Below are 20,368 nucleotides of genomic sequence, written 5' to 3'. Positions count from 1 at the left end.
TGCAATTAGCACTAAACAGTGATACAGGTGAAGGAAGAGCGTGATGTTTAAAAAATTAATCCTATCTACGGCAATCTTAGGTAACTGCTTTTTTGCCTATGCAGAGACTGAGAAACAATCAAGCTCAGCGAGCACTCAACGCTGTGATGACTTTACGAATGTAACCCTACGAAAATTGCGCTCGAAAGAGTCTATTAATTTATGCCAATTCAAAGACAAACCTCTGCTCATCGTTAATACTGCAAGCAATTGTGGTTTCACATCACAATTTGAGGGCTTAGAAGCCGTTTATCAAAAATACCAAGCACAAGGCTTGGTTGTGTTGGGCTTTCCATCTGATGACTTCTTCCAAGAGGAAGACGACGAGAAAGAGACAGCCAAAGTTTGCTATGTAAATTATGGCGTGACCTTTCCCATGTTCGCCCCCACTGAAGTGCGAGGCAGTGATGCGAACCCTATTTTTAAATATTTGAACGAGCAAACAAGTTCTCCTAATTGGAACTTTTATAAGTATGTGGTCTCTGCAGACCGTAGCTCTGTTGAACGTTTTAATAGTAGAACAAAGCCTGACTCAGAAAAACTTACAAACGCAATTGAGCAAGCAATTTCAAAGATTTAAATTTATACTGGTACTTTCGATTTAAATTAGACTAGAATAGAAACAAATTTGATTAAAAAAACACCACAATGTAAACGGGAGATTTTATGACAGTGGCAAGCGCACGACACATCTTAGTAGACAGCGAAGCTGAATGTTTAGATTTAAAAAGCAAGATAGAGCAAGGTGAAGATTTTGCTGAACTGGCCAAAGCCCATTCAAATTGCCCTTCAGGTCAAGATGGCGGCGCACTAGGTGAATTTGGCCCAGGTATGATGGTTCCTGAGTTTGATAAGGTTGTTTTTTCTGCGCCAATTAACCAAGTACAAGGCCCTGTGCAAACTCAGTTTGGTTACCACTTGTTAGAAGTAACCAGCCGTACTGAATAATTAAGCACATATAATTTGATAAATTTAATTACATTAGTAACCTTTTAAGCATTTAAGAGGTTACTTTTTATAATTTTCCTAATTTATTTTTCAATAAAATTACATAACCGAAGCCATCTTTAATTTTTTATATTGTTGCTAGGCACATAAAAAAGCCCGCGCTGCGTTTAACACAGTGCGGGCTTTTAAATTTTAACCGTTAAAGATTAAAACAATTCGTTTGCTTTGCTAACGATGTTTTCTACCGTGAAGCCAAAGTGTTCAAATAGCTCGTTAGCAGGGGCTGATTCACCAAAGGTGGTCATGCCGACTACTGAGCCATTTAGGCCTACGTATTTGTACCAGTAGTCAGCAATACCTGCCTCTATTGCTACGCGGCGTGAAACTGCAGCTGGTAGTACACTTTCTTTGTAGGCTGCATCTTGTGCATCAAATACATCAGTAGATGGCATAGACACAACACGTACTTTCTTACCTTGCTTACGTAGTTCAGCCGCTGAGTCTTGTGCTAATTGCACCTCAGAGCCTGTGGCAATTAAGATAAGCTCTGGCTCGCCATCACAGCTAAGTACATAACCGCCTTTTTTCACGTCGCTTAATTGCTGCGCTGAACGAGTTTGTTGAGCAAGACCTTGGCGAGTAAAGATAAGTGACGTTGGGCCGTCTTTGCGTTCAATCGCTTGTTGCCAAGCAATCGCAGACTCAACTTGGTCACACGGGCGCCAGTTAACTAGGTTTGGCGTTAAACGCATGCTAGCAATTTGCTCTACTGGTTGGTGAGTTGGGCCATCTTCACCTAAACCAATTGAATCATGGGTATAGACAAAAATGCTTGGCACTTTCATTAATGCAGCCATACGTACAGCGTTGCGTGCGTATTCCATAAACATTAAGAAAGTCGCACCGTAAGGAATAAAGCCCTTGTGTAGTGCAATACCATTCATAATCGCAGACATACCAAACTCACGCACACCATAATAGATGTAGTTACCGCTGGCATCATTTGCTTCAAGGCCTTTAGAACCTTTCCAGATTGTTAGGTTTGAACCTGCTAAATCCGCAGAGCCACCCATAAATTCAGGTAACAATGGGCCAAATGCATTTAATGCATCTTGCGATGCTTTACGTGATGCTGGATTTGCTGGGTTTGCGTCAAGCTGCTCAATATACGCTTGTGATTTCTCGCTCCAATCAGCAGGTAATTCACCGCTGGTACGGCGTTTAAACTCTGCGGCTAGTTCTGGGTGTGCTGCTGCGTATGCGGCAAATTTTTGATCCCAGCTCGCTTCAAGTTGTTTACCTTTTTCTTTGCCATCCCACTGACTATAAATATCAGCAGGAATGTCAAATGCTTCACCAGTCCAACCAAGGAACTCGCGCGCGGCTTTGATTTCGTCTTCACCCAGTGGAGCACCGTGACAATCGTGACTACCTGATTTATTTGGTGAGCCATAACCAATCACTGTTTTACAACAAATCAAGGTCGGTTTATCAGTGATGCTGCGTGCTTCTTCGATTGCTGCGCGAATTGCGTCTGAATCATGGCCATCAACGCCACTAATTACATGCCAACCGTATGCTTTAAAGCGAGCCGGTGTATCATCGCTAAACCAGCCTTCAACTTCGCCATCAATTGAAATACCGTTGTCATCCCAAAATGCAACTAACTTACCAAGGCCTAATGTACCTGCAAGTGAACATGCTTCATGAGAAATACCTTCCATAAGGCAGCCATCGCCTAAAAATGTATACGTATAGTGATCAACAATATCATGACCTTTGCGGTTAAATTGTGCCGCTAATGCTTTTTCAGCAATCGCCATACCGACCGCATTTGTGATCCCTTGGCCTAATGGACCCGTAGTAGTCTCAATACCGGGTGCATAACCATACTCAGGGTGACCAGGTGTTTTTGAATGCATTTGACGGAAGTTTTTAATTTCCTCAATCGGCAGATCATAACCACTTAAATGCAAAAGAGAATAAATAAGCATCGAACCGTGGCCGTTTGAGAGTATAAATCGATCTCTGTCTACCCACTCTGGATTAGTTGGATTGTGATTAAGATAATCGCGCCATAGCACTTCTGCGATATCAGCCATGCCCATAGGGGCTCCAGGGTGGCCAGATTTGGCCTGTTGTACTGCGTCCATTGATAAGACGCGAATAGCATTTGCAAGTTCTTTGCGAGACGGCATGAATTCTCCTACCTTTAACTGTATTTGCGCTGGTTATTGTGTGTTTAACAAGAACACCCATTCTTACTTATTGTGGGGGCTGTGTGCAATTAAAAACCTGATTAAATTGGGCATTATGAAATTTTTTTAAGAACAAAAAGTTATTAGTAATTTTATTTAGACGTCTAGGCGTAAAAACACTATGCAAGTAACCTTGTTTTAGATAAAATACGCCCCTTAATTTTTTAGCGCTAATACCGACGTTTGTGAAGCGCAATATTTGTGAGCAGAAAGACAATGGCAAAACATTTATTTACTTCTGAATCAGTTTCTGAAGGTCATCCGGATAAAATCGCGGATCAAATCTCTGATGCGGTACTTGATGCCATCTTAGAGCAAGACTCTCATGCCCGTGTTGCGTGTGAAACTTACGTAAAAACCGGTATGGTAATGGTAGGTGGCGAAATCACTACCAGCGCATGGGTTGATATTGAAGAAATCACGCGTAAAACAGTACGTGAAATCGGTTATACACATTCTGATATGGGCTTTGATGCTGATTCGTGTGCAATTTTAAACACTATCGGTAAGCAATCACCAGACATCAACCAAGGTGTTGACCGTACTAGCCCTGAAGAACAAGGCGCTGGTGACCAAGGCTTAATGTTTGGTTACGCATGTAACGAAACTGAAGTGCTAATGCCTGCTCCTATCACTTATTCTCACCGTTTAGTACAGCGTCAAGCGCAAGTACGTAAAAGCGGCGAACTTAACTGGTTACGTCCTGATGCAAAATCTCAAGTAACTTTTGCATATGAAAACGGCAAGCCAGTAGGTATTGATGCAGTCGTACTTTCTACTCAGCACGCTGAAGAAATTTCGCAAAATGACTTAGTAGAAGCTGTGATGGAAACCATCATCAAGCCTGTACTTCCTGCAGAACTTATCTCTAAAGCAACTAAGTTCTTCATCAACCCAACGGGTCGTTTTGTTATCGGTGGCCCTATGGGTGATTGTGGTTTAACTGGCCGTAAAATCATCGTTGATACCTATGGCGGCATGGCCCGTCACGGTGGCGGTGCATTCTCAGGTAAAGATCCATCAAAGGTTGACCGTTCTGCGGCATATGCTGCTCGTTACGTTGCTAAAAACGTAGTAGCAGCTGGCCTTGCTGATAAGTGTGAGCTACAAGTATCTTACGCAATTGGTGTTGCAGAGCCTACGTCAATCAGTGTTGAAACGTTTGGTACAAGTAAGCTTGAAGAGTCACGTTTAATCGAACTTATTCGTGAACATTTCGACTTACGCCCTTACGGCTTAATTCAAATGCTTGACCTTGAACGCCCTATTTATCAACCGACTGCCGTTTATGGTCACTTCGGTCGTGATGAATTCCCATGGGAACGTACAGATAAAGCTGACGCCCTTCGCGCAGCAGCTGGCCTTTAATTCCAGCCTTTGTGTGAATGTAAAAAAGCGCCAATTGGCGCTTTTTTTATGCTTATAAATCGTGTTGTTGTGTCGCGAGTTTACCTATTTATTAAACCTCGACAATGAAAAGCGTATATAAACTCAAGAAAACTCTCCTAAACACAAACACCCACTCTCTTTTAATTGCAATTACCTACCTTACTTATGTTTTCCGCCGGTATGTATGCTTTTTTAATAAGCTGCTGGCGTAACCCGAGCAGTGTTTTTAAAGCACTTTTTAAAGCGACTTTGTTACTGAGCCAGTGCGGAATTGCTCCACCAGGGTCCGCATAAACATCATGAGTAAGGGTTAAACTACGGCTTTGTTGGGTATGTTGTTCTTCTAATAACCAGCGTGCTTGTAAATCTTTGATCCTAATCACTGAGTCAACACTAGCTTTGTAATCGGGGTAAGCGCGAATTGATAACTGCGTTTGAGAAGGACTCAATCGTTGATAGCAAGAATAACTCACCATATCACGGTCAGTCACAGGCCAAGGAGAATTAAATTTTGTGTAAACAATGGTTTCGGAAGCACTGGGTCGAGATAAAACCTCAACAAAAGTGGCGTTTTCTATCCACTTAGGGGCTTGCTTTGTGTCGCTTAGTAACGCCATAAAGTCATCTGCCGTACTACCGAGCACCGTAATAGTGCCACGAACTTCTAAAATGCCGTTGTCATGTTTTTTATAATAAACACTGGCACCGTCTTGCTGTTTCCATAGTTGCCATTGCTTTTCCTGAGCCTGTAGCGAGCAACAACAAAAAACAGCAACAACGACCATAATTTTAGTTAGCATTCACATTCCTTTGCGTTGTCATTAGTAAGTAGCTATTGCCAATAAGGCAGTATTTTCAGTGATGCTTGCCGGCTTTGTTCCATAGCACCGACTAAAAACTCTGACTTTTTCTCAAGCCAATTCTGAATTTTTTCCAGTTCTTCGTCACCTTGTCCAGCACATAACTGCTTCAAATATTCCAACGTACTTAATTCATAAATACCATGAGAAATATCCAACCAAGGGATACGAAACTCGCTGCGCTCTTCTTTATCAAACAGCGCACCTAAGCAATTACCGCTCAGTAAGCTGTTTTCTAAACGTGTACGCAAATTTAAGTAATCTTGACAGCTAACAGCTTGCTGTTCTGGCAATAGTTGATGCAAGTCTTGCCAATCTTTATTAAATAATCGGCTTGCTATGTCTGCCACAGGTCTTTCAGCAGCTTGATATTCAGTTTGGCCCCAACTCTTACGCCATTGCTTATCAACAAGCCAAGTAGTTAAAGCGAGTAATAGTCGGTTATAGCGTGCACTATGAAACAGCTTATTAATATCAGTAATGCTTGGCTGTAACTCTTTTAAGTCATTGATGACTTGAGTCAACTCTGGTGCACTGTTTATTTTTTTATAATACGCATGGCGTTTAGAGGTGTAGGTTTTTAGCTGAATCGCATTTTCGACCCAGGCAAGCTCGCTTAATAACCATTTAAGCTCAACCCTTAGAGGCTCAGTCGTGCTTTTATCAACGATGTCATCAAACAGCCAAAATGTATGGCGAATTAAGCTAATACCATCTGTTACGCGTTTAAGTGTTTTTAAACTTGGTTTATTGAAGTAGCATTGCTCGTGCTTTTGCACAAAACGAATACCAAAACCCATTGCCGCTATTAATGCTTGTTCTTGCGTTGCTTGTTTAGGTAATGACACAAAGCCAATTGATTTGCTGGGTTTTAGTGGTTTTTCATCCGCTAAACGATAACCCCTTGCAGCCTTAGAATATAAACCCAAACGAATATTATTTTGTGCAACCAGTATATCTGCCAAGGCAAATAACTCGTTTCGGCTGCCTTCTATTAATTCGATTTCAAGTTCACATATTGGCTCCATTTGCCCTGAAGCCGAAATTTCGCCTTTATCTAAAACGACTTCAATTTTTGCACCGCTGTCGGTTTCGATTAACCACGTACGGCGGATAAAATTAGTACTAAAAATCGGGTATAAATTAGCTGCAATTGCACTCACTTGCATGCCATGTGGCCAAATACTACTATCAAAAGCACTAATGTCTGGACGGTTACTCTCAAGTGGTAAGTTATACTCAGGACGTTGATGTAAACCTCCCATAACTTCACCAGCAAGCTTAATTGTTTGCTCGCATTGATTATCAGCACAACGCGTTCGAAAACCAATATCAAGCGCTCTGAGCTCACGGCTAGGGGTATCGTAGTATGCATTTTGCAAGCTACGAGAAGGCTTATTTGTAACGGTTTTAGCAAATTGAGTAATTAACGCGGGGATCAGTGGAACAACGGCATCTGACACCAAAAACTTCAGTTCTATCTCAGTATCCATTAGGCTTGAGGATTACCTTTAAAATAAATAAGAGCTCAAAATAAACAAAGCAAAGCTGTAATGCAAATTTTTTAGTGAGATTTCCCCATCTCCAATGTAAAACGATTACAATATCAGCCTTGCTATTAGCGAGCTAAATCCATACTATCTCAATACTTATACGAATAAATTGCCGTAACAATCACGGTTACATTAACAGGGTAGATTGATGTTAAAACATTCTTTATTTGCTTTACTACTAAGTGCGGTTGCTTTTGCAAGCCACGCAGAAGAAGCCAATTCAGCAAGCGATGACAATACGGCTTATATTGTTGATAACCTTTATACGTTTATGCATTCGGGTTCGAGTAAAAACTACCGTATTATTGGTTCAGTCGACGCAGGTACAAAATTAACGCAGTTATCAGCACAAGAGAATGGCTTCATCAAAGTCATTGATGATAAAGAGCGTGAGGGTTGGGTTGAAGCTAAGTTTGTGTCAAAAACAGCGGGTATCCACCAGCAATACCGTACTTTGAGCGAAGAAATGTCATCGATGCAGCAGCAGCTTCGCCAAGCACAAATAGATCTGCCACAACTACAAGAACAAAATCAAATGCTCACTGACCAAAACTCAGTATTATCTGAGGAAATAGCACAGTTAAAAAATACTTTAACCAGCGAGCGTACCCAAAAGCAACAAGCAGGCGCGAAAGAAAAACGCCAACTGCTTACTTATGGCGGTGCCATTGCTTTTATTGGCTTATTTTTAGGTATTATTTTAACAATTGTGTTATCACGTCGTAAGCGCTACGACGGTTGGGCATAAGCGTTTAAATAGAAAAAGCACCTTAGGGTGCTTTTTTATTGGTACATTAAAACAAAAGGTTAATCCAACCTCAAACCTTTATCTTGTTTGATTTTTTCAATCACCATATAAGTATGGTGGGTCCCTACTCCTGGTATATCAACTAAATCGCCCAAAACTTGGCGATACTCATCCATATCAGATACCCGTATTTTCAAAAGATAGTCATAGCCACCCGCTACCATATCGCATTCAACAACCTGATCTATTTTTAAGATATGTTCGCGGAATACTTTAAATACAGCCGTATTCGATGTTACTAATGACACTTGTACATGCGCTAATAAGCTCTGATTAAGCTTTGCTTCGCTAAGCTTAGCAAAATAGCCTTCTATATAACCTTCTTGCTCAAGTCGTTTTACGCGGTCAAGGCAAGGGCTAGGGCTTAAGTTAACCTGCTTTGCCAGGTTAACATTAGATATTCTGCCGTTTTTTTGCAGAACGTCTAAAATTGCTAAATCGATACGATCAAGCATGCGTAATCTATTGGGACTTGTCATAACAGAATTTTATGCGGATAAGTTTAAGGTATGCCCTGTAAATTATCGTAAATCGACAAATTTAACCAGCATATTCTGCTGGAATTTAATTAGAATGCACGCATTAAACAACATGATAATCGAGCAGCAGATTTTTTTAGCTGCATGACTCCACACTATTGAGGTTACTTATGTTATTCAACGGCGACTTGACTACAACGTGTCCAATTCGACAAAAAATCCGTGATTTTTACCGCATCGACGAAAATGCAGTTATTGATCATATTTTACCCCTTGCCGAAGTAGGCGTAAAAGCCCGTAGTCGTGCGTGGGAACGTGCGCGTCAGATAGTTCACAATATTCGTAAAGACCAAGATGGTCAAAGCGGTGTTGATGCGCTTCTAAATGAATTCTCACTTTCGAGTGAAGAAGGTGTGGTACTTATGTGTTTGGCAGAAGCTTTGCTTCGAGTGCCAGATAAAGCGACCCAAGAAACCCTTATTCGCGACAAGTTAGCAAAAGGCGACTGGAGTTCACATTTAGGTAGCAGCGACTCTTTATTTGTTAATGCATCGTCGTGGGGTCTATTGGTTACCGGTAAAATGGTTAACTACACAGACAAAACCAAAGAACAGCAATTTGGTGTATTGAAAAAAACCATTGGTCGTTTAGGTGAGCCAGTAATTCGCAAGTCTGTGAATTTTGCGATGAAGATCATGGGTAAGCAATTCGTTATGGGTCGTACCATCGACGAAGCGATTGAACGTGCAGCAGAAACCGAGCGTAAGGGCTACGTATATTCATACGATATGCTAGGTGAAGGCGCACGCACAATGAAAGACGCTGAGCGCTATTATCAAAGTTATTTAAATGCTATTCACTCGATTGGTAAAGCAGCTAATGGCCGCGGTCCAATTAAGAGCCCTGGTATTTCAGTAAAACTCTCTGCTATTCATCCACGCTATGAGTTCACTCATAAAGAGCGAGTGATGGAGGAGATTGTGCCTAAGCTTAAAGAGCTGGCGCTTGTTGCTAAAAGTTACGATATCGGTTTTACCGTTGACGCTGAAGAAGCGGATCGTTTGGATATCTCTCTTGATGTAATTGAAGCCGTATTCAGTGATGACGACCTTGCTGGCTGGAACGGCTTTGGTTTAGCCGTTCAGGCTTATCAAAAACGTGCTATTTTTGTTATTGAATGGCTCACTGATCTTGCTACCCGTGTAGGCCGAAAATTAATGGTGCGCTTAGTAAAAGGCGCCTACTGGGATACAGAAATCAAAACCACCCAACAAGATGGTTTAGATCATTTCCCAGTATTTACCCGTAAAGCAACGACAGACGTTTCTTACAAAGCATGTGCCATAAAAATGCTTGAAGCCCGTGACGTGCTGTATCCACAATTTGCCACTCATAACGCATACACTGCGGCAACGATTCTAGAAGTTGCAAAAGGCGATCATGATGGATTTGAATTCCAACGCTTACACGGTATGGGCGAATCTTTATTCGACCAAATCGTAACGCAAGAAAAAATTCAATGCCGCGTCTACGCGCCAGTTGGCCAGCATGAAGACTTACTCGCCTATTTAGTACGCCGTTTACTTGAAAATGGGGCTAACTCATCGTTTGTAAATGCTATTGTTGATACCACAAAACCAGTAGAGGCATTACTACCCGATCCAGTTGAAACACTGCAAGGCTTACGTAACAAGTACAACACTCAAATCAAAATGCCTATTGATTTATATGGCGAAGAACGTGCTAACTCAAAAGGCATGGACTTAACCGATATTAATGCAATTACCCCGTTTAAAGAAAACCTAGACGCATGGTTTGAAGAACACAGTATTAGTGAAAGTGATGTGCCTGAAGGCGCGCTTGCGGTTAAAAATCCGGCCAATCACAAAGAAATTATTGGCCATGTTAAACTGCAAAATAGCGATGAAATGCTTACCCTGCTTGCCAATGCTGAAACCGCATTTGAATCTTGGTCACAAACACCAGTTAAAGAGCGTGCTAACTTATTACGTCGTATTGCGGATATTTTAGAACGTCACCATGATGAACTTGTGGCTATCTGTATTAAAGAAGCAGGCAAGATCACTCAAGATGGTATTGATGAAGTACGTGAAGCCGTCGATTTTTGCCGTTACTACGCAGCTCGCGCTGAAGAGTTAAGCGAAGATGAACGCTTTGAAGCCCGTGGCGTTATTTTATGTATCAGCCCATGGAACTTCCCGCTGGCGATTTTCTTAGGTCAAGTGGCAGCAGCAATCGTAACGGGTAATACTGTAATCGCAAAACCAGCTGAGCAAACAAGCTATATTGCTCTTCGCACTATTGAACTAATGCTCTCTGTAGGTCTTCCTGAACATGTTGTGCAACCGGTTATTGCTCGCGGTAGTGAAGTAGGTAAAACAATCGTGCCAGATGAGCGTATCCAAGCGGTTATGTTCACCGGCTCGACCGAAACCGGCACTATTATCTCACAAACACTCGCTGCACGTAACGATATCCAAGTGCCATTAATTGCCGAAACCGGTGGCCAAAACTGCATGATTGTCGACTCTACAGCACTGCCTGAACAAGTGGTTGATGATGTTATTAGCTCTGGCTTCCAAAGTGCCGGTCAACGTTGTTCAGCGCTTCGCGTTTTATTTTTACAAGAAGACATTGCCGATGGCGTTATTGAGATGATCAAAGGTGCACTCAAAGAGTTGCACGTTGGCGATCCTGCACTACTTTCTACTGACATTGGCCCAGTTATCGACGAAAAAGCACTAAAAACCTTAAACGACCATGTGGAGTATTTAAAAGGTAACGCAACACTGCATTATCAATGTGATATTCCGGATAACAGTGAGAATGGCGCTTACTTCTTTGCCCCTCGTTTATACGAAATCAAAGATTTATCAGTACTTAAACGTGAAGTATTTGGTCCTTGTGTACACATTATTCGTTTCAAAGGGACTGAGCTTGATGATGTTATTGATCAAATCAACAACACCGGCTATGGCTTAACCATGGGCATTCACTCTCGCATTGAAGAGCGCTGTGAGTACTTAGCTAAAATGTCGCGTGCCGGTAACGTCTACGTTAACCGTAACATGATTGGTGCAATCGTTGGTGTGCAACCGTTCGGTGGTCGTGGCTTGTCAGGTACTGGTCCAAAAGCCGGTGGCCCGAACTACTTACAACGTTTAGTGAAAGAAAAAGCGTCACCCGATAACGTACAAATGACTAACCTAACGCCAGATGAGCTTGATTTACACCACTACTCAGGTGCGACCGAGCAAGTTGAAAAACTCATGGCTAATTCCATGCGTGATGAAAAAATTTGGCGTGGCACACCATTGAACGACCGAGTTTCAGCGGTACGTCAATTACTTGCAAAAGTCGCTACCGTCGATATTATCGACGAGCTTGCCGACGATTTAGCGTTAACACTTGCCGATGCACGTGCCCAGCTTAACCGCCTAGAAAAGCACATGCGTAAATTTACCACACTGCCTGGGCCAACGGGTGAATCAAATACCTTGCACCTTGAAGCACGTGGCTGTGTAGTATGTTATGCCGATAAGAGTACCTCGTTTAATTTTTGGGCTATCTCAATCATCACAGCACTGGCAGCAGGTAATACCGTTATCACTGTAGCGTCTGAGTTATTCTATGACGAAGCTGTAGCGTTCAAAGACAAGTTTATCTCAACAGGTGTAGCCGAAGGTGTATTCCAAGTAGCTAAACCTAACCAGTTACAAGCTATATTAGCTCACCCTCACCTAGCAGGTGCGGTTGTGGCAGCGCGTTCATCACGCCTTGGTTACTTTAGCCAGCAACTTGCACAGCGCAAAGGTGCAATCTTACCGGTGATAAGTTCAGAGTACTACGATACCTTGATAAAGCGCTTAATCACAGAGAAGACTGTGAGTATTGATACTACGGCCTCAGGTGGTAACACATCACTGATGACCTTAGTTGAAGACGACGAGTAAAGTTAACGACTAACCATTTAAGGGCGCTTTTTAGCGCCCTTTTTTATATAGTTACATTATAGGAAGCTGTAAAGCTCCCAGTGAATAACGTCGGTTTTAAAGCACTCAATAATTATATGAGGAACCTAATGTGATTATTTACCCTCAACTTCTATTTTTATTTCATTTATTTCGATAACGTTAATTACCTAAATTACTCAGGCCAGTCTTGTAGGGCTTTTAAACTAAATTCATAACCATCAAAACTAAGCACACTTTGCTCTGGCGTAATTTCTAACACTTCAAAGTCGCCAAAACTATCGCCTTCATACAACTCGCGATTATTTAGCTTTATCCAGCGTTTTTCTACCGAAGAAGAATATATATGTGCTTGGTATTTGATGTTAGGCAAAATAGCCAGTAACCCATCAGGTAGCAGCTCTATCGGCTGAGCATAAGATGAATTTTTAGTGCCTTGAGTCACTTGATGTGTCTGTGTTTGCTCAGTGTCTTTTATAGCTCGAGCAAAGGCATTTTTAAGTTCACTTGGTACTGTATTTAACTCATCATCAGTCACTGTTGCAGGTTTAGTGGCTGTATTAGGCTCATTGATAGGCTTACCTAACACCTTGTACTTGCTTAAATCGACATTACTTGAGTTGGTACTAATCCCTGCTGGCTGAGTAAATTGTGGTTGTTGATTCGCCATCACTTGGTACTGCGGCACAGGGGGGGCATTATACACTTGTTGATAACCATTTGGCGTTTGTATCAGTATCGGCTGGCTTTGTGGATAGGCTGGTACTGAATTTACAGGTACTTGTACCCATTGATATTGTTGAGTTTGGTTAGGGTTATTTGTTGGCACCATCATTTGTTGAACTGGCTGATTACCTTGCAGCCCTTGCGTGCTAGGTGCTGGCTGTTCAACCGCACTATTATCAACTGGCTCATCATTAGTATCTACACTTGGCTCTTTTACAGCAGAAGTGTTTTCCTGAGCGTCAACACTGAGTTGTTCTTTAATGTTATCTACTGAGTTTTTTTCAGATTGTAACCACTTCCCAATCGCAAACCCCGCTATTAGCGTCAGCGCTAAAGCAAGAATAATACCTAATGACATAGCAATAAAACGATATCGCTTTAACTCTTGCTGTTGCTTAAGTTGCTGAGCACTTTGATCGTAAGCTGATGCTTCATCGTGGTGTTCAGATTGTTTTAATGCATCTAATAAATACGACATAATTTACCATTTCTAAAAAATAAACGACAAGCCAATACCCAAACCAAGCACAGCAATAAACCCTAAAGGTAACAGTAAGCTACTTGAGCTTTGATCTGTTTTTAACTCATTTTTAATTGCACTGGGTGGTAAAGCTTCTTCCGCTGAACGCATAACGATATCACTGTCGATTACCATTAACTGTTTTGAGAACGCCCCCATTAAACAGCGTTCACATAATAAGTTCACTAAGCGGGGAATACCTTGAGTCGCTACATACACCGTTTTCATCGCATCTGGTGAAAACAATGCCCGCTCACAACCTGCCACATACAAGCGATGTTTTATATAGGCAATTGTTTGCCCCTCAGTCAGCGGCAACAAGTGGTAACGCGCAGTGATCCGCTGCGCTAATTGACGTAACTCATTACGCTTTAGCAACGCTTGTAGTTCAGGTTGGCCCACTAGCACTATTTGCAGTAATTTCTTATGGTCAGTTTCGATATTTGTTAATAGTCTCAGTTGCTCAAGCACATCTGGTGATAACAACTGCGCTTCATCGATTAACAAAATTGTATGACCGCCCGCTTGGTGATTTGCCTCTAAGTGTTTTTTGATTGCATCCGTTAAGGTTTTTAATGTGGCATTTTGCTGATCATAGTCAATGGCAAATTCATCACAAATACTGGCCAATAATTCTAGCTGCGACAAAGCTGGGTTATGGATCAAAGCCACTTGAGTATTTTCTGGCAGTTGTTCTTGCAAGCTACGAGTAAGGGTTGTTTTTCCTGTGCCCACTTCACCTGTTAACAACACAAACCCACCCGCCTCACCTAAACCATAGGTTAAATGGGCCAGCGCCTCTTTATGGCGTTCGCTTAAAAACAAATACTGTGGGTTTGGCGCGATTGAAAATGGTTTTTCTGACAAGCCAAAATAGCTTAAATACACCCTAAACTTCCTTACTGAGTAAATCAGCGCCTATAATGGCAAAAAAATGCGCTAAGTGAAAACCTTGTTAGCGTTTTAATGGTTAAATATCGTAAAATAACCTGAACAGTTAATTTCTAGGTGAGTTATGCAAGTTTATTTAGTTGGTGGCGCAGTACGAGATGAGCTTCTTGGACGTAAAATTAAAGAACGTGATTATGTTGTTGTTGGTGCAACCCCTGAGCAACTTTTACAATTAGGCTACCAGCAAGTAGGAAAAGACTTCCCGGTATTTTTACATCCAAAAAGTAAAGACGAGTATGCCCTCGCCCGCACTGAACGCAAGCAAGGCCAAGGCTATACTGGTTTTGTTTGTGAGTTTTCTGCCAACGTAACATTAGAAGATGACCTACGCCGCCGTGATTTAACTGTTAATGCTATAGCAAAAGCTGATGATGGTACATTAATTGACCCTTACGGCGGACAACAAGATTTAGCTAATCGTATTCTTCGTCATGTATCCGAAGCATTTAGTGAAGACCCGCTACGTATCTTACGAGTTGCACGGTTTGGCGCTCGTTACCATTATTTAGGCTTTAGCATTGCCAATGAAACTCAGCAATTATTAACTCAAATGATCAACCGTGGCGAACTAAATACATTGACCGCAGAGCGTATTTGGCTTGAGTGTGAAAAATCACTCGATGATGGCGCATTTGCAGAGTTTTTAAATATTCTCGCGCAATTGGGGGCTCTAAACGCAATTAGCCCCGCCTTGGCAAAGAACTGGAACAATGAACTATACCAACAATTAAACGATCGATATGCATATGCGCAAAGCCAAGAAATAACAGATAAAGCACTGTTGTTTGCACAAGCCACCAGCTCAGTAACTGCCAATGACATAAAAGCCATTAGCGAATCGATTCGCTTACCCAATGATGTTCGCGATTTGGCATTACAACTCAACGCCCATCAAGCAACTTTAACGAGCAAAACACTCAGCGCTGAGCAATTACTTACTTGTTGTAATCAACTTGATTTGTGGCGTCGTCCAGAACGATTTACAGGGTTACTTTTAGCGTTAGAGATTGCTAACTGTGGCATTTTCAATAATAAGCAAAAGTTAATAAAAGCGACCGATGCAGCCAAAACGATCAACCCACAGCAATTTATTGCCCAAGGTATCAAAGGCGCACAGATAAAAACCGCGCTAGAAAATGCGCGGTTAGAAGTATTGCAACAATATTTTACTTAACTTAAATGCTGGCTAACTATTCTTCATAGCGTACAAAACGCAGGTAAACGTTTGAGGCTTTAGCATGTAAACTGTTAAGGCCTCTATCAAAGGTATACACCCATGCAAAACTTGGATCGGCTACTGCTGATGTATTCGTCCAATAGTTGTCGTTTTGACTGCCAATAAAAACCTCTTCATTAATACTTGGTGTTACACACTGGTGCTCTAAAATACTAGCGAGCTCTTTAATGTTTGGCACTTGCCAATCATCATAATTACCTGTGCGATCATTAACTGATGCTCTAAGTGCTTCTTGCCAAGTCGTTTTAATTGCGCTGTTGGTGCAGCTAACAGTATCAGCATCAAAGCTTTGTCCGTAACTACATGTTTGCCACATTAATCCCGTAACACTATCACTGACGGTCCCATCTGTATTTAGCGTAAAACGCGTACTTGGTGTGGTTTCGCTAATCGAATCATAGCAAGTTTGCGCTACGACTGCTGTGGATGAAAATAACAAGGTTGATATTAAAATGGCTTTCATTGTGCAGTCCCCGCGGTTCTAACTAACCGTACAAATGCAGTGTTACTTTTCGGATAAGCTAAATCGTTACCATTACTCATGTCGATAATATAGGCTTGTGACAAGCTCGTACCATCGGCTGCGGTTTGAGATGTCCAGTAAGGTAAGTAAGGTGCCTTAGTAAAAATATTTTGACTAGGTGTATTTGGAAAATAATTTTCATCTGTGAGCAATGACTGCCCTTGCTTGCTATAGTCTAATAAGGTCATTAACTCGTTATACGTTGGTACGCGCCAGTTAGTACCGCCACAATAATCTAGACCGTTAACAGCATCAACATAAGCTTGTAAACCGCAGTTTGAACTACTAGGGCAAGTACTATTAGCCGCACCTAAGCTACTACCTGTTTGTACACCGTTATCACTACTCAAGTACCAAGTATAATGATTTTGACCTTCGCGTAATTGAGTATTTGGCACCGTCCCTGTATTTTGCGCTTTAACTTCCCATATTAAACCTGTGACATTATCGCGGATACAGCTAAAATCGGTGTCGTTATCTGGTAGTTCATCAGCAAACTCATTAAGCTTGGTGAAATCGAATGCATGCTCACCAGCCCCTACTTTATCTATATGTGTAGTGACCACACGATCACGACCAACAGCCGCATCTTGACGTGGGAAGTCTGGACTTGTACATGCAACTTCTTGAGTATTGTTATAGCATTTATCCATACCTGAATCGTTAATAAAGCCTAACGGCTTAGACTCAACGGTGATATTTACAGAGTCAGTATCTGTACGTCCTTTACTATCAGTCACTGTAACTTCAAAAGTCAGCGTATTGATTGCGTCAGTATTCGGTGCAGTGAAAGAAACTATACATTGCTGTTGATTAGCTAAGCTTAAGCTTACATTCCCTGTTAATTGCTGCCAATAACATGAATAGGTATCGGTCACTGTTTCACTTGCAGTCGCATCTAAAGTAACCTGATCCACTTCAATAACGGTTTGATCAGCGCCTGCATTTGCAATAACAACTTCATCTGTTTTATTAAGGATATGCGTATACTGGGTACTATCTTCTCCGCCTTCATCATCAACAACGGTTAATTGCCAAACCAAGGTGGTATTTACATCAAGTAAAGGGTGAGTAAAACTGATGGTGTCATTATTGTTACTATCTACGGCCATGGTCTGCCCAGATAACTGTAACCAACTATAGCTATTAATTGCCCCGTTTTCATCAGGATCTATCGATGATTGAGCGCTAAGTGTGATGGTATCATTATAATCTGATGGTAATTCAGTAGGCGCAGTTTGTGTTACTATCGCTTCAGGTAGTTGATTATTTGACGCAAGCTCAATAACTAAATCATCGCTGACTAAATCACCATCAGCGGTCTGATAGTTAACACGTAATACAAGTTCAGTGTCTGCTTTAATATCAGGAGCAGTCAATGTTTGTTCCGCCCCGTCGGCAGGTAAACCGTCAATACTTGGGCCACTTACTCGCTGCCAGGTAAATGTCCCGTCAGCAGGCGAACCTAACGCACTAATAGTGAATTCACTTTTTTCAATGATTTGTTGGTCAGCGCCTGCATTAACTGACGCTCCAATATCAGGGTTTTCATTACCGCCGCCTGAGCCACCACAGGCACTCAATAAAGAAACAACGGGAAATATAACGAAAAGCATTTTCATGCACTGCGTCCTCATATTTATAGATTAAGTAGCATGGCTACTGTATAACCTATAAACCAAGCAACAACAATGCCACTTTTAATAGTAGAGTAATATTATAGGTAGCTATCTTGGTGTATGCGTACAAAAAGCTTAGTACCCACTTTGCTATAGTCTACTTTATATTCTTTGCCATCTAAAGCCTGAATAAACAACAGTCGTTTTTCTTCACCGAACACATCAACTGAATCTATATATACCATTTCTAGATAACGTTCTTTTGCTTCACGACGATTTCTTGGCAAATCTTCTTTAAATGGCTCTAAACCATTTTGGGTTACTTTAATTTTGGGGTGAATTTCAGAGTTAACGATCACTAAATCGAGTTTCTTTTCTTTGTGGATAATTGTATTACGTCCACTTTTAATAAATGATCTTTCTTGACTCATCACATCACCCTACTAACGTCTACTTAGGCGTTTTAGCCTTTTATTTGAGATTGAATAAACTGCTCTGGGTTTTGTCGCCAGCGATTTAAACGGTGACTAAAATCCCAAATATTTCTATCTAATACACTCGCTGGCAGTAGCAAGTCGTACCCTGTTAATTGCTGCAAATGACGCATTCGATTCGCGAACATTGCAATTAATCCATTAAAGTTACGACCGCTTATAGAGATATAATAATTATCCTCTACTAACCATTCTGATGGGCAATTACCATTTTTGCAATGTTTTTGAACAACCTGCATAAAAAAATGTCGCTGTTCAATCAGTAATTTACCTGCCAAACGGGCCGAAATTTGCATTAAAAATTCATCACTATCATTGAGCTTAATACCAACCGCATTAAGCTCAAGATAGTCCAGCCCCTGTTCCACTTTAGGTATACCACAATGGTGTAAGTTTGCTCTATTTAACGACCAAACTCCGTACTTATGTTGATAGGTAAGCTGTTGTTCAGTAATAATTAAACTATAAAATGGCTCTTGTGTCTTCAAAAATCCGACAAAAATAGCCACCAAACATAAACTGACTAAAAAAATTTCAATAATACTTATACTACCCGGCCTAAGCACATTGAACAGCATAATAAAAACCAGTCCAAATGCGCCCACAAGTAAGATTTCTATACCGTTCGAGGCTCCTTGTGCTCTGAGTTTTAGCAGCGTATTTGACTGTTCAACCATGTCGATAAAAAACCATATAAAAAACAAACATTATTATAGCCCATAATATCAGTTTACGAATTTTCATACAGTGCGGGCATTGTGTTTTAAACTTCATACTACTTTTTCTCTTTGCAAAACAGGGACAAACAATCAAGAACAGCCACATTTACGGCTAACCGACAAATTTATGAGATACGCGACAGTCTTTTTAGTCGGTTATTTTGTACACTATACGTAATTAATCTTCCGGTATAACTCAGATGTATTCAAAGCAATCAGGCAAGGCGCTATTTCCATTTATTATCACCCTACTCTTAGGGTTATGTGTTTATCTTTATTTACCCAGTAGTCAAGGCGAGCAATCAGCTTTTACGCCTGAAGCAACGCAAGTAACAGCTCACACTGTTACCAGTGAAGAAAATGCTGTACTTATCGAGGCTATAGGCAGCGCTCGCGCGAATCAAGCGATATATATAAAAAGCGCGCAAAGTGACTATGTGACTGACATTTTCTTTAATGATGGCGACTTAGTGAGTAAGGGTCAAAAGCTAGTACAACTACAATCTCAACAAGAGCAACTAACCGTTGAAGAGCTGGCTATTAATTTACGTGAAGAAAAACGCCAACTAGAGCGCTTAACTGAACTATCACGCTCTCAAGCAACCGCAAAATCATTATTGGAAGAACAACTTTCACGTGTTGACGCAACACAAGCGCAACTTGAAAATGCTAAAACTAAGCTAGCTGAAATGACAATAACAGCGCCTTTTTCAGGCATTTTAGGTAAACGTCAAATATCCATTGGTGCTTACGTTAGCAATAGCACAATCATTACCAGCTTAGATGATATTAGTATTATCAAAGTTGACTTTAAAGTACCTGAAAAATACCTTGCGCAATTAAGCGTAGGTATGAAAGTAATGACGCAAAATGATGCCTACCCTGAGAAGACATTTACCGGCAAAGTAACTCATGTTAGCGCGCGAATAGATGCCGTTACTCGCAGTGTTGAAGTAACCGCTAGCTTTTCAAATAAATCAGGCCTTTTGCGCCCTGGAATGCTACTTAACACCGCGTTGCAGCTTAGCTCTAATCAAGCAATGATGGTGCCTGAAAAAGCGGTGATCCCACAACAAGATAAACATTACGTGTTTCAAATTGAAGACGGCGTAGCAACCAAAGTCGAAGTGCATGTTGCAGGACGCCATAACGGCTGGGTAGCAATTGATCAAGGGATCAATAATGGTCAACAAGTTGTCACTGAAGGGATTATTAAAATTCGTTCTGGCAGCAAAGTAACAGTAAAGGGGTAA

The 20,368-nt window shown here is 41.3% G+C and carries 17 protein-coding genes; 7 read left to right on the top strand and 10 right to left on the bottom strand.

The window, feature by feature from the left end:
* Positions 1–43 precede the first annotated feature (43 nt).
* Positions 44–619, top strand: a complete 576-nt coding sequence (locus NQT69_RS12995) for a glutathione peroxidase (RefSeq protein WP_256828116.1) — start codon at positions 44–46, stop codon at positions 617–619.
* Positions 620–705: 86 nt separating this feature from the next.
* On the top strand, positions 706–987 hold the full coding sequence (locus NQT69_RS12990; RefSeq protein WP_256828115.1) for a peptidylprolyl isomerase: 282 nt from the start codon (positions 706–708) through the stop codon (positions 985–987).
* Positions 988–1,193: 206 nt separating this feature from the next.
* Here the strand turns inward: NQT69_RS12990 and tkt are convergent, their stop codons facing one another.
* Positions 1,194–3,185, bottom strand: coding sequence for a transketolase (gene tkt / locus NQT69_RS12985; protein ID WP_256828114.1), 1,992 nt, complete (start codon positions 3,183–3,185; stop codon positions 1,194–1,196).
* A gap of 276 nt (positions 3,186–3,461) precedes the next feature.
* Here tkt and metK point away from each other — a divergent pair, with 276 nt between their 5' ends.
* Complete coding sequence (gene metK, locus NQT69_RS12980; protein WP_256828113.1) at positions 3,462–4,613, top strand: methionine adenosyltransferase; 1,152 nt, start codon at positions 3,462–3,464, stop codon at positions 4,611–4,613.
* Between the two features lie 161 nt (positions 4,614–4,774).
* Here metK and NQT69_RS12975 read toward each other — a convergent pair whose 3' ends face one another.
* Together NQT69_RS12975 and NQT69_RS12970 are read right to left on the bottom strand one after the other, a co-directional pair.
* Complete coding sequence (locus NQT69_RS12975; RefSeq protein WP_256828112.1) at positions 4,775–5,434, bottom strand: START domain-containing protein; 660 nt, start codon at positions 5,432–5,434, stop codon at positions 4,775–4,777.
* Positions 5,435–5,466: 32 nt separating this feature from the next.
* Entirely contained in the window at positions 5,467–6,987 is a 1,521-nt protein-coding gene (locus NQT69_RS12970) for a CYTH and CHAD domain-containing protein (protein WP_256828111.1), read from the bottom strand.
* A 208-nt stretch (positions 6,988–7,195) separates the two neighbouring features.
* Between NQT69_RS12970 and NQT69_RS12965 the strand changes: the two genes are divergently transcribed.
* Positions 7,196–7,795: a TIGR04211 family SH3 domain-containing protein gene (locus NQT69_RS12965; protein WP_256828110.1), complete on the top strand. Its 600-nt coding sequence runs from the start codon at positions 7,196–7,198 to the stop codon at positions 7,793–7,795.
* A gap of 59 nt (positions 7,796–7,854) precedes the next feature.
* On the opposite strand, the gene NQT69_RS12960 is transcribed toward NQT69_RS12965, so the two are convergent.
* Entirely contained in the window at positions 7,855–8,334 is a 480-nt protein-coding gene (locus NQT69_RS12960; protein ID WP_256828109.1) for a winged helix-turn-helix transcriptional regulator, read from the bottom strand.
* A gap of 170 nt (positions 8,335–8,504) precedes the next feature.
* Between NQT69_RS12960 and putA the strand changes: the two genes are divergently transcribed.
* Positions 8,505–12,308 (top strand): bifunctional proline dehydrogenase/L-glutamate gamma-semialdehyde dehydrogenase PutA, encoded by a 3,804-nt coding sequence (putA, locus tag NQT69_RS12955; RefSeq protein ID WP_256828108.1) that lies wholly within the window; start codon positions 8,505–8,507, stop codon positions 12,306–12,308.
* A gap of 193 nt (positions 12,309–12,501) precedes the next feature.
* Here the strand turns inward: putA and NQT69_RS12950 are convergent, their stop codons facing one another.
* Entirely contained in the window at positions 12,502–13,530 is a 1,029-nt protein-coding gene (locus NQT69_RS12950; RefSeq protein WP_256828107.1) for a general secretion pathway protein GspB, read from the bottom strand.
* Between the two features lie 12 nt (positions 13,531–13,542).
* Positions 13,543–14,460 carry an ExeA family protein gene (locus NQT69_RS12945; RefSeq protein WP_256828106.1) on the bottom strand — a complete coding sequence of 306 codons (918 nt, stop codon included), beginning with the start codon at positions 14,458–14,460 and terminating at the stop codon, positions 13,543–13,545.
* Between the two features lie 127 nt (positions 14,461–14,587).
* Here NQT69_RS12945 and NQT69_RS12940 point away from each other — a divergent pair, with 127 nt between their 5' ends.
* Positions 14,588–15,697: a tRNA nucleotidyltransferase gene (locus tag NQT69_RS12940; protein WP_256828105.1), complete on the top strand. Its 1,110-nt coding sequence runs from the start codon at positions 14,588–14,590 to the stop codon at positions 15,695–15,697.
* A 16-nt stretch (positions 15,698–15,713) separates the two neighbouring features.
* On the opposite strand, the gene NQT69_RS12935 is transcribed toward NQT69_RS12940, so the two are convergent.
* From NQT69_RS12935 to NQT69_RS12920, 4 genes are all read right to left on the bottom strand, one after another.
* Entirely contained in the window at positions 15,714–16,223 is a 510-nt protein-coding gene (locus NQT69_RS12935; protein WP_256828104.1) for an Lcl C-terminal domain-containing protein, read from the bottom strand.
* Positions 16,220–17,905 carry an Lcl C-terminal domain-containing protein gene (locus NQT69_RS12930; protein ID WP_256828103.1) on the bottom strand — a complete coding sequence of 562 codons (1,686 nt, stop codon included), beginning with the start codon at positions 17,903–17,905 and terminating at the stop codon, positions 16,220–16,222. Before NQT69_RS12930 ends, NQT69_RS12935 begins: the two co-directional genes overlap by 4 nt.
* A gap of 95 nt (positions 17,906–18,000) precedes the next feature.
* Positions 18,001–18,333 (bottom strand): hypothetical protein, encoded by a 333-nt coding sequence (locus NQT69_RS12925; RefSeq protein ID WP_256828102.1) that lies wholly within the window; start codon positions 18,331–18,333, stop codon positions 18,001–18,003.
* Between the two features lie 32 nt (positions 18,334–18,365).
* Positions 18,366–19,073, bottom strand: coding sequence for a DUF2982 domain-containing protein (locus tag NQT69_RS12920; protein ID WP_256828101.1), 708 nt, complete (start codon positions 19,071–19,073; stop codon positions 18,366–18,368).
* 242 nt (positions 19,074–19,315) lie between these two features.
* Here NQT69_RS12920 and NQT69_RS12915 point away from each other — a divergent pair, with 242 nt between their 5' ends.
* The gene (locus tag NQT69_RS12915) at positions 19,316–20,368 is read left to right on the top strand and encodes an efflux RND transporter periplasmic adaptor subunit (RefSeq protein ID WP_256828100.1); all 1,053 of its coding nucleotides are present in this window, start codon (positions 19,316–19,318) and stop codon (positions 20,366–20,368) included.

The sequence above is a fragment of the Pseudoalteromonas shioyasakiensis genome, assembly GCF_024518675.1.
Lineage (GTDB): Bacteria > Pseudomonadota > Gammaproteobacteria > Enterobacterales > Alteromonadaceae > Pseudoalteromonas > Pseudoalteromonas shioyasakiensis_B.
The sequence above is the reverse complement of the archived record's forward strand: the minus strand, read 5'-3'. Positions and strand labels throughout refer to the sequence as shown.